Genomic DNA, 10,665 nt, shown 5'->3' with positions numbered 1-10,665 from the left:
TGAACGCCTTCGCCATCACGTTCGGTGACCGCTGGCCGGGAGCCGAAACCTACTGATCAACAACGCCGGAAACACCGATCACGGGATAGACCCGCGACTGGCGGCCTAGTGCCTCATCAAGAACGTTGACGTTGTCATCGTGTCGCGTGGACATCCGGGGTGGTAATCGCGAGGCTGGCTGTGGAGGTGAGGCTGGTGGCGCGTCAGCCGGAGGTGTTCGCGCGGTCGTGGAGCCGGAGGAAGCGCAGCGGCTGGTCAAGATCACGCGGTCCACCCGGCATCGGGTGCGGCTGCGGCGGTCCGGGATCGTGCTGGCTTCGGTGCAGGGCCGGTCCGCGCGGGAGATCGCGGTGATGTTCGCCGCGACCGAAGGTTATGTGCGGGAGATGATCCACGCGTTCGACGATTCCGGGTTCGCGGCGTTGTCCCCACGACCTGGAGTCTGCCGAAGCTGGTGGGCTATCTCGCCGCACACGCATGGATCAGGGCGAGTACCGAGAGCGTCCGGGGAGTCCTGCGCGAGGAGGGCGTGTCGTGGCAGGCGACGAAGACCTGGGAAGCCAGCAAGGCCCCGGACTTCGTGGCCGAGAAGACCCGCGTCCTCGATCTCTACGATCACCCACCCGCCGATGGGCGAGTGATCTGTGCTGACGAGTTCGGTCCGCTGAATCGAGTGCGAGTTCACCGCATTGCGGTACTTCACCCTCGACGGCAGCGACTACCCCAGCCACGCCGCCCAGGAAGCCGCCATCACCGGCTGTCTCCGATGGCACAACCGACACTGCCACCCCAAACGCCACTTCGCAGTCAACGCGTAAATCCGCAGGCCCGATTACCTACCCAACGTCGCATGACGCGGCACTAGCCACCTGTCTGGCCGGCCGGATATCCGATCCCAGCAAGTTCTCGGGGACCGCATCCCGCGTGTGTTCTGCACCGAGGTCGCGGCACCTGCGCGAAGGGTCCCGGTTAGAGGTCGACGATAAGCTCCAGGACGAGTTCCGAAGCGTTGTGCATGAAGTTGTGTGTGGTGTCCCAGGCATGCACAGTGACCTGTTCGTCGGCGCGTGCTTTCGCCGTCACCGCCGCGAGCGGGGATTCGCCGGGCCACCCTGTTGCTTCGACATAGTGCTTGATCGGTACGCGGCGCCACGCCCCCGTGAGTTTCGAGGCTTGCATCAGGGTGGCCAGCGGGTGCGGGCGTGCACGCTTATCGAAAAACGGCAAGGGGTCAACGAAAGCTCCGGTACGGGTCGACCCGTCGACGTACCAGGCATGTTCCTCTTCGTTGGTCATCGACCAACTGGAATCCCCATTTTCAGGCATCAGAGCGTCCAAATAGACCAGTGCTCGGATTCGGTCGCATTCGGCGTCCGCGACACCGCTGATGATGCTTCCGCCGTAGCTATGGCCGACGAGGACCGCATCGCGCTTGCCGTCCGCCTCCGGGGGAACTGCCCGCAGTGCCTGGATGGCCTGGTGGACGTGGTCGTCCAGGGTGATCACCTGTTGTGGCGGGTTTGCGTCCGGATCCAGGCCCAAGGGAGTGAGCGCGATGACGGTGTGCCCGGCCTCCTTGAGAGCGGGGACTACGGGGTCGTACCACCAGCCGCCGTGCCAGGCGCCGGGTACAAGCAGATACGTGGTCACGGGTGGATTTCCTTCCGGTGCGGACCAATAGTCAAGATCGGCATCCTTGCAGACGACACCGACAAGATGCGCGGAGTCGGCCGGTCGCCGTGCTCCGATCGACCACGGCGAACCCGGCTTTGCGTTGGTGTTTGAGCAGGTAGAGCTGTATTCGCCGCAGTGGGGGGCGATCTGCTCGGTCGCGGTGAAGGTGAACGTGTCCAGCGGCCGAATACCTGGGCCTCCGGGTCATGATCCACATCCTCACTCACACGAGGAGCCTCCATCAAACCCGGAGCGGTTCACGAGTCCCTGATGGCGCACATCAAGCCCCACGTTCAGTTTCACGACGTGGGGCTTTGTGTTATGTGGATGCATTTCTTCCACTTCTCGCTGTCTATTGTGGTCTCATCCGCGCCCCAGACGAGCCCGAGCTGTCGCACAGCTGTCCGTGGGATGATCTTGGCGGTCGCTTCGGCGGGCGGTAGCTCCACCGACGACGCCACATCGACCGTCAAAAGCCCGCTCCGCGGCGACGTGCGCGATCGGGTGCGTCTGGCGGCGCCGCACGAGACGGCGACAGCCTTCGACGGACAATGGGGCGTCGACATCCTCACGACCCGCGACAACTAGTTCTTCCCGCGCCGGTACTCGCTGGGGCTGCAACCGTGTTCTCTGCGGAAAGTGCGCGAGAAGTAGAACGCGTCGTTGTAGCCGATGGTCCTGGCGATCTCCGAAATGTCGCGGGACGTGGTGGCCAGCAGCTCGCGCGCTCGGGCCATCCGCAGGCGCTTGGCGTATTCGACCACGCCGCAGCCCGCTGCCATCCGGAACAGGGCCGCGAAGTGCGAGGGGGACAGACCCGCCGTGCGCGCCAGCTCTTTGACGATCACCGGCTTCGCGAAGTTGTGCCGCAGGTACTCCTGCGCCTGGCGGACCGGCTCGGTGGGCTGGTGGGCTTCGGTCAGCGCGTCCGCGGCCAGCTGCGCCAGCAGGGTCCAGCCCGCGCCGGAGGCCGAGATAAGGTGCGGGAAGGTCTGGTCCCGTTCGAGGAAGCCGATGGCGTCGTCGATCGCCGAGACGGCCCGGTAGGCGTCGCGCACCTCGATGATGGCTTCTCCGCCGTCCGGCGTGACGACCGAGAGCAGCTCCGAGACCTGGGAGCCCGCGGCGTGCAGCCACCAGATCGTCCAGGGGTCGCGCGAGTCCGCCCAGTAGAAGTGCGGGAGGGACGGGGGCAGGACGAGGGCGTTTCCCGGCCTGATCACGCTCACCCTGCCGTCGACCTCGCAGTGCCCGACCCCGTCGGTGCAGACGATCACGATGGCTTCCGGTGCGCTGCGCGGGCGGTGCATGCCGTGGTCGGCCGCGCTGGGGAAGTACCCGGCGTCGGTGACGAGCAGGCCCGAGGTCGGGGCTCTGCGCAGGGCCGACGCCACCAGCGGCCGCGGCAGTACGCGCAACCGCTGACCTGGGAAGCCATCGGGCAGCAGCATCCGCACACCGTACAGCGGGCCGTCGAATCGTCCAGGTGACTCGGTCGATTCGGCCATCCCGCCGAACGGGTGCCCGGGCATAGCGTTGCCGCATGTCACAGGGTGAATCGACGCTGATCCTGCCGTCCCGCCCCGCCGAGCACGCCGAGGCCGGGGTCGCGGCGTGGCGGGCGGGGGTGATGATCGACAGCTACCTTCCCGAGGCGCCCGACCGCTATCCCGCCTACCTGGACCGGCGTGTCTACCAGGGCTCCTCCGGGCGGGTGTATCCACTGCCGTTCCATGACCGGATCAGCCCGGTGAAGGCCCCGGCGGAGTGGGACGCGGTGCACCTGGAGAACCGCTGGCTGCGGCTGATGGTGCTGCCCGAGCTCGGTGGCCGTATTCACGTTGCTTTCGACCGCACCCGGAACTACGACTTCTTCTACCGCAACCCGGTGATCAAGCCCGCTCTCGTCGGCCTGACCGGCCCGTGGATCTCCGGCGGAGTCGAGTTCAACTGGCCGCAGCACCATCGCCCCGCCACGTTCCTGCCGGCCGACGTCGAGATCGAGCACGAGCCCGATGGCGCCGTGACCGTGTGGTGCTCCGATCACGACCCCTTCGACCGGATGAAGGGGATGCACGGCGTCCGGATGCGGCCCGACAGCGCCGTCCTGGAGTTGCGGGTGCGGCTGTACAACCGCGGCGAGCGGACCCGGACGTTCCTGTGGTGGACCAATATCGCCGCGCGGGCGGATGAGAACTACCAGTCGTTCTTCCCCCGTGACGTGCGGGTGGTCGCCGATCACGCCAAGCGCGCGACGACCGGCTTCCCCGCCGCGGATCGGGCCTACTACGGGGTCGACTACCCGGCCCGGCACGACGAGGTCGGCACGGTCGCCGGTGGGGTGCGGGTCCGCGGCGACCGCCTTGACTGGTACCGCAACATCCCGGTGCCGACCTCGTACATGTGTGTGGGCAGCAAGGAAACGTTCTTCGGCGGCTATGACCATGCCGCGCGAGCCGGATTCGTGCACGTCGCCGATCGGCAGATCGCCGTCGGGAAGAAGCAGTGGACTTGGGGCGCTTCGGAGTTCGGTGACGCGTGGGGCCGCAATCTCACCGACGACGGTTCGGCCTATGTCGAATTGATGGCCGGGGTCTTCACCGACAACCAGCCGGACTTCTCCTTCATCGCGCCCGGGGAGACGAAGGTATTTTCGCAGTTCTGGTATCCGATCCAGGAGATCGGCCCGGTGCAGGCGGCGACCGTGGACGCCGCGGTGCGGGTGGACCTCCAGGGAACGAGCGCGCGGGTCGGAGTCACGGTGACGGCTGACCGCCCCGGATGCCGCCTGTCGCTCGTCGACGGCACTGGGGCCGAGGTCGCCGAGGTTCGCGCCGACATCGCGCCGGGCAAGCCCTTCCAGGAGTGCATCCCGCTGACGCGGCCCGCTGATCGACTCGTGCTGCGCGTCCTCCACGGTGACGAGCTGTTGGTGGAGTGGGATTCCCTGGTCCCCGGTGCGGACGATCAAGTCACCCCGGCACGCGAGCCCGCCGCGCCCGAGGACGTGCCGACCGTGGATGAGCTGGCCGTGATCGGCGCGCACCTCGATCAGTACCGGCACGCGACGCGCTCACCGGAGCTGTACTGGCGTGAGGCATTGCGCCGTGATCCCGCGCATGTCGCGGCCAACGTCGGGCTCGCTGGGCGCGCGTATCAGCGTGGTGACTTCGTTGAGGCGGAGAAGTTGTTACGGATAGCCGTTTCCCGGCTGACGACATTGAACCCCAACCCGGCCGACACGACCGCGCTGTACTGCCTCGGTCTCGTGCTGGAGCGACTCGGCCGGGCCGAAGAGGCTTACGACGTATACGGTTCCAGCTCCTGGGCGCGTGCGTGGCGGGCGCCGGCGGGCTATCGCATGGCGCGCATCGACGCCGCACACGGGCGGAACAGGGAGGCGCTGGCCAGGCTTCAGGATGTGCTGCGCACCGAGCCGGAGCACCTGCAAGCCCGTGCGCTCCGGGTGATTGTGCTGCGTCGTAACGGAAAAGACGGTCAAGCGGCAGAACTTGCCGAAGCCACCCATGCGCTTGATCCCCTGGACTGGTGGACACGCGATCTGCTCGGCCTGCCTCTCACGACGGACGCGCAGACCTGCCTCGACATCGCGCTGGAGTACGTCGGCGTCGGTGAGCACGATGCGGCGCTGCGGGTGCTCGACGTCGCCCGCGAGCGGGAAGGTTCTCGCGCGATCGGACAGACAGCGGCCGGGCCGTTGCTGGAGTACTACCGAGCCGAGGTGCTGCGCAGCCTGGGCAGAGACCACGAGGCGCGTGAAGCCATTGAGGCGGCACAGAAACTCGACGCGACGTGGTGTTTTCCTTCGCGGTTGGACGACGCGTTGACGTTGGAGCGGGCGGCGAACGCCGATGACACGGACGCGCGGGCTCGCGCGCTGTTCGGACACTGGCTCTACGCCAACGGACGCCCTGATGACGCGTGCACGGCTTGGAATGCCGCTGCGGCGATCGACCCGGATGATCCCGTGGTGTGGCGAAATCTGGGGCTCGCGGCCTTCAACCATCTCGGTGACGCCGACCAGGCATGCGCGGCCTACGACTCCGCGCTCGCCGTCGCGGGGGACGACGCCAGGTTGATCTTCGAGCGTGACCAGCTCAGCGCGAGGCGCGGCGTGCCGCCCGGGCAACGGCTGGACTGGCTCCTGCGGAACCGCGCCCTGGTCGAGACGCGGGACGACGCCACCATCGAACTCGCGCACCTGCTGATCACCGCCGACCGGCTCGACGAGGCCCGCGAACTGCTGCTCGGCCGCACCTTCCAACCGTGGGAGGGCGGTGAGGGCGACGTGCTGCGCGTGTGGGACCGGCTGTGCCGCTCGCGAGCCACAGTGGACGACGCGTTCGCGCCACCGGAATCCCTCAGCGAGGCAAGGCATCCGCTCGCGAACACCGCGCAGCTGCACCTGATGCGGGGTGACGCGCTTGGCGACCGGGCGGCGTGGGAGCTGGCCGCCGCGCAGCAGGGCGACTTCCTGGGGATGCGTACCCAACCCTACTCCGAGGCGACCTACTCTTCGGTGCTCGCGCTGCGCAGGCTTGGCCGCACCGAGGAAGCCGACCGGCTCACCGAGGCATTGCGCGCCTTCTGCGACACGCTGGAGGCGAGCCCGGCGACCGCGGACTACTTCGCGACTTCGCTGCCGTCGATGTTGTTGTTCACCGAGGACCTGGCCGCCGCGCAGCTGCGCCGAGTCGGTTTTTTGCGGGCGCAGCTCGACATTCTCGACGGGCAGCACGCACGCGCGGGTGACCGGTTGGCCGCGCTGCTGGCTGAGGACCCGCACCACGTCGACGCGCTGGACCTCGCCCGATCGATCCGGACTCCGGCGCCGTGACGGCGTCTGTGCACCGTCACAGCGCGCGGAATTCCTTACACATCAGGGATATCCGCCACGGTTCCGGTCGCGGCCGCGTCGGCGTAGTGCGCGAGGCGCTCGGCCATCGGAACCCCGGCGCGATGGGCTCGCCGGCCGGTGCCGCCGCGCTGCCAAGGCGCCGGGCCGGTCAGCGGGCGGAACTCGACTCCGGCCGCCGCCAGCCGGTCGAGGTGGCGAGGCAGCCGCCCGTGGAGATCCTGCGCGCGGGAGCCCCAAGCGATCTCCGCGAAGGCACACGTTCGCGGGTACAGGAGGTAGTCGACCAGTCGTGGGTCCTCGACGAACTCGGTCCACATCTGACACTGGATCCCTTGCACACGAGCGCTTTCAGCTTCGGACCAGTCTTGCGGGATCGGCTCCCACGAGGTGACGTCGCCGAGGGTGACCGGGCCGCCGATCGCGAGCGGCTCGTCGGGGTGGGCCTCCTGGAAGTAGTCGAAGTAGGTCGGCATGACCGGCGAGAGCACGACGTCGTGACCGGCCGCCGCCGCCCGGCGGGCGACCTCCGCGCCACGCCACGCCATGACCAGCGTGGTGGTCGATTCCGCGTCGGCGGCGGTTCCTTGCGCGGCGAAGCTGTCGTCCCATGTGACCGGTGTTTTGCCGTGCTCGGCCAGCATCTGCCGTACTTCGGCCATCAGGGCGGCGAAGATCTCGGCGTTCCCGGAAAGCCCCCGCTCGTCGGCGAACGCCCGCACCACCGGGTCGTTGTCCCACGCCCGCAGGACGGACTCGTCGCCACCCACGTGCACGTAAGGGGAAGGGAACAGCGGGAGCAGCTCGTCGAACAGGAGGCGCAGGAACTCCAAGGACCGCTCCGACGGAGCCAGGAGCGCGTCGTGCACACCCCAGTTCGTGTGCACCGCGCGATCCGGCACGGCCGGGGACCCGAACTCCGGGTAGGCGGCCAGCAAGGCACCGGTGTGGCCGGGAACGCCGATCTCCGGGATGACCGTGATCGCGCGGTCCGCCGCGTAGGCGACGATCTCGGCGAGGTCGTCGCGGGTGTAGTAGCCGCCGTGCGGTGTGCCGTCGTGGACGACCTCGTCGGAGTAGTGGCTGACCTGGCTCGTCGCCCGCCAGCCGCCGACCTCGTGCAGGCGCGGGAAGCGAAGGCTCTCCACCCGCCAGCCCTGGTCGTCGCTGAGGTGCAGGTGCAGGGTGTTCAGCTTGTGCGCGCTCATCAGGTCGATGTGGCGCAACACCTCCCGCTTGGGCAGGAAGTGCCGGGCGACGTCGAGGAGCATCCCGCGCCAGCGGAATCGTGGGCTGTCCTCGACGCGGATGACCGGTGCGACCCACCGGGTGTTCGACGGCGCGGCCTGCCGGAAAGCGGCGTCGGGAAGGAGCTGGCGCAGGGTCTGCACGGCATACACGACCCCGGAACGGTCCGCCGCGGTGATGGTCACTCCGGCTTCGGTCACGTCGAGCACGTAACCCTCGGGAGGAGTCGCGCCCGCCCGGAGGAGCACCTGCAGACCTGCGGGTTCGGTGACGACCTTGCTGGTCATGGGCAGCAGCGCGATCGCCCGAAGGACCGCCGCCCGTTCCTCCGCCGGCACGTCCAGGCGCACCGGGAGTTCGGCCGGAAGCCGGAGCACCCCCGCGCCGAGCAGCACCGAGTGCGGTTGGGGAACGAGGTGCGCCGCCCGTTCGCGCGCGTCTTCGTGGCTCATGATCGCTGCCTCCCTGTATGCGTGCACATGTTTCTTTCTGTTCAGTCACCATCTAGAGTGAGCATTAGTGCTCAGCTGAGGGGCTAGTATGCGCATAAACGAACGAAAACCACCACGAGAGGCGCCGATGTACCTCCCGATCGCCGAGGTTGCCTGCGTGCCGGCTCGGGCGCGCGTCTTCGAGCAGGGCTGGCAGTCCTGGAGTCCCACCGGCACCTACCCGGGGGACGCGACCTCGCCCCGGCCGTCCTCGGCGCAGATCGCGGCGAGCTGCTTCCGCTTCGACCGCCCGATGCCGGAGTCCGGCTTCCAGGGCGAGGGACTCATCGTGATCGACCCGGGCGACGGCGGCCCGGTGCGGTCGTGGTCCGCGGTGGATCACTCCGCCGAAGTCCCCTCCATCCGCGTGCGGGCGCTCGGGGACCGGCTCGTCGTCTCCAGCCTGGGCACTGTCCGGGAGACCGAGCACGCCGACCTCCCGCGCGCGCTCGTCGCCTGGGCCGAGGAGGTGGCGGCCGGCGGTGGCGTGACGGCGGTCCGTCCGCTCGGTCCGGGGTGGAGCAGCTGGTACGGGCACTGGAACAAGGTCACCGAACAGGACATCGCCGACACCCTGGTGCACGCCGAACGACTGGAGCTGCCGCTGGAGATCATCCAGCTCGACGACGGCTACCAGAGCGCGATCGGGGACTGGCTCGACATCCGGCCGGGCTTCGGATCCCTTGAAGGAGTGGCGAAACGCGTCGCCGACACCGGGCGGCGCGCGGGCATCTGGCTGACACCGTTCTTCGTCGCCGCCGACAGCCGGGTGGCGACCGAGCATCCGGACTGGCTGGTCCCGGGCACGCCAGCGATGCGCGAGTGGGACCGGGACATCGCGGTGCTCGACGTGACGCACCCGGACGCGGCGGAGCATCTCGGCGGCGTGTTCAGATCTCTTGTGGCGACCGGGTTTTCGTTTTTCAAGATCGACTACATCTACGCGGGAGCGCACCCCGGCCCGCGGCACGCCGACGTGTCGGGGCACGACGCCTACGTGGCGGGGATGCGGATCATCCGCGAGGCGGTCGGGCCGGACTCGACCGTTCTCGGTTGCGGCGCACCGATGCTGCCCAGTGTGGGACTCGTCGACGCCATGCGCGTCAGCCCGGACACCGCGGTCGCCGTCGAACCCAAGTCCGGGGACGTCAGCCAGCCCTCGCAACTCGGCGCGCGGCTGGCCGGGGCCGCGCGGGAGTTCATGCACGGCCGGTTGTGGGTCAACGATCCCGACTGCCTGCTGGTGTCTCCGCGCGTGGAAGACCGCGCCGGCTGGGCGGATCACGTGGCCTCCAGCGGTGGGTGGAGGTGCTCGAGCGATCGCCTCGCCGACCTCGACGAGTGGGGAGCCACGCGCACCCGCGAACTGCTCACGCCGTCAACCGGTCCTACCTGATCTCTCCGGAAGGGAGTCCACCATGGCTCAGGTCCTCACGGTGCCGACCCCGCCGACACCGGTCTCGACCCGGCCGGTGCCGCCACGGGGACGTCGTCGGCGGGCGCGGGAGACCCTGACGGCATATGCCTTCGTGGGCCCGAGCCTGTTCGGCGTCGTCGCGTTCCTGTTGCTGCCAGTACTGATCGTCGCCGTGCTGAGCCTGTTCGACTGGAAGCTGCTGGGCGTGCCGGAGTTCGTCGGGCTGGCCAACTACGAGCGGCTTTTCGCCGACGGCGGGATCGGCCACTCGCTGCTGGTGACCATCGCCTACGTGGTCCTGACCATCCCGGTGCAGACGATGCTGGCCCTGTTGCTCGCGCTGCTGCTCAATCAGCGAGTGCGCGGCGTGAAGATCTTCCGCGCGATGTTCGTCCTGCCCTGGATGGCTACGCCGGTGGTGATGGGCCTGGTGTGGGGCTGGATCTTCGACCCTGCCAACGGCGCGGTCAACTCCTTCCTGGAGATCTTCGGGATCGACGGGCCGAGCTGGCTGTCCTCGGCCGGCCTCGCGCTGCCCGCGGTGGCGTCGACGCAGGTGTGGCAGTTCGCCGGCTACAACATGCTGTTCTTCCTCGCCGGGTTGCAGTCCATCCCCAAGGACTTCTACCAGGCGGCCTCGCTGGACGGGGCGTCGCCGGTCCGGCAGTTCTTCTCGATCACACTGCCGCTGTTGCGCCCGACGCTGTTCTTTGTCCTTGTCACCAACGTGATCGGCTCGTTCCAGGTCTTCGACACCGTTTTCGTGATGACCAACGGCGGTCCCGGCAACAGCACCGAGGTCATCAACTACACGATCTACCAGACCGCGTTCCGGCAGTTCGAGTTCGGCTACGCCTCCGCCATCGCGATGGTGCTGTTCCTGATCATCCTCGCGGTCACCATGGCGCAGGTCCGCTACTTCAACCGCACCACGACCTACGACCTGACCTGAGAGGGGC

The 10,665-nt window shown here is 68.3% G+C and carries 7 protein-coding genes; 4 read left to right on the top strand and 3 right to left on the bottom strand.

Annotation, left to right across the window (positions count from 1 at the left end):
* Nucleotides 1-969: 969 nt before the first annotated feature.
* Nucleotides 970-1,650, bottom strand: a complete 681-nt coding sequence (locus ACZ6DT_RS38220; protein ID WP_465604347.1) for an alpha/beta hydrolase — start codon at nucleotides 1,648-1,650, stop codon at nucleotides 970-972.
* Nucleotides 1,651-1,944: 294 nt separating this feature from the next.
* Between ACZ6DT_RS38220 and ACZ6DT_RS38215 the strand changes: the two genes are divergently transcribed.
* Entirely contained in the window at nucleotides 1,945-2,262 is a 318-nt protein-coding gene (locus ACZ6DT_RS38215) for a hypothetical protein (protein WP_465604350.1), read from the top strand.
* Here ACZ6DT_RS38215 and ACZ6DT_RS38210 read toward each other — a convergent pair.
* Complete coding sequence (locus tag ACZ6DT_RS38210; protein WP_465604346.1) at nucleotides 2,259-3,125, bottom strand: helix-turn-helix domain-containing protein; 867 nt, start codon at nucleotides 3,123-3,125, stop codon at nucleotides 2,259-2,261. The two genes, ACZ6DT_RS38215 and ACZ6DT_RS38210, sit on opposite strands and share 4 nt — an antisense overlap.
* 92 nt (nucleotides 3,126-3,217) lie before the next feature.
* Here ACZ6DT_RS38210 and ACZ6DT_RS38205 point away from each other — a divergent pair, with 92 nt between their 5' ends.
* Complete coding sequence (locus ACZ6DT_RS38205) at nucleotides 3,218-6,532, top strand: DUF5107 domain-containing protein (protein ID WP_465604344.1); 3,315 nt, start codon at nucleotides 3,218-3,220, stop codon at nucleotides 6,530-6,532.
* Between the two features lie 35 nt (nucleotides 6,533-6,567).
* Here ACZ6DT_RS38205 and ACZ6DT_RS38200 read toward each other — a convergent pair whose 3' ends face one another.
* Complete coding sequence (locus ACZ6DT_RS38200) at nucleotides 6,568-8,250, bottom strand: beta-N-acetylhexosaminidase (RefSeq protein ID WP_465604342.1); 1,683 nt, start codon at nucleotides 8,248-8,250, stop codon at nucleotides 6,568-6,570.
* A gap of 157 nt (nucleotides 8,251-8,407) precedes the next feature.
* Here ACZ6DT_RS38200 and ACZ6DT_RS38195 point away from each other — a divergent pair, with 157 nt between their 5' ends.
* Both ACZ6DT_RS38195 and ACZ6DT_RS38190 read left to right on the top strand, forming a co-directional pair.
* Nucleotides 8,408-9,685: a glycoside hydrolase family 36 protein gene (locus ACZ6DT_RS38195; protein WP_465604340.1), complete on the top strand. Its 1,278-nt coding sequence runs from the start codon at nucleotides 8,408-8,410 to the stop codon at nucleotides 9,683-9,685.
* 22 nt (nucleotides 9,686-9,707) lie between these two features.
* Nucleotides 9,708-10,658, top strand: coding sequence for a carbohydrate ABC transporter permease (locus ACZ6DT_RS38190; protein WP_465604338.1), 951 nt, complete (start codon nucleotides 9,708-9,710; stop codon nucleotides 10,656-10,658).
* Nucleotides 10,659-10,665 lie beyond the last annotated feature (7 nt).

This window comes from Amycolatopsis sp. NPDC041971 (genome assembly GCF_055588925.1).
This window is presented reverse-complemented; position numbering and strand designations above follow the sequence as displayed.

What these genes read in the sequence shown, in the direction of transcription:
- ACZ6DT_RS38190 (WP_465604338.1), top strand. Translation starts at nt 9,708, where the DNA reads ATGGCTCAGGTCCTCACGGTGCCGACCCCGCCGACACCGGTCTCGACC.
- ACZ6DT_RS38215 (WP_465604350.1), top strand. Translation starts at nt 1,945, where the DNA reads ATGGCGCACATCAAGCCCCACGTTCAGTTTCACGACGTGGGGCTTTGT.
- ACZ6DT_RS38200 (WP_465604342.1), bottom strand. Translation starts at nt 8,250, where the DNA reads ATGAGCCACGAAGACGCGCGCGAACGGGCGGCGCACCTCGTTCCCCAA.
- ACZ6DT_RS38205 (WP_465604344.1), top strand. Translation starts at nt 3,218, where the DNA reads ATGTCACAGGGTGAATCGACGCTGATCCTGCCGTCCCGCCCCGCCGAG.
- ACZ6DT_RS38210 (WP_465604346.1), bottom strand. Translation starts at nt 3,125, where the DNA reads ATGCTGCTGCCCGATGGCTTCCCAGGTCAGCGGTTGCGCGTACTGCCG.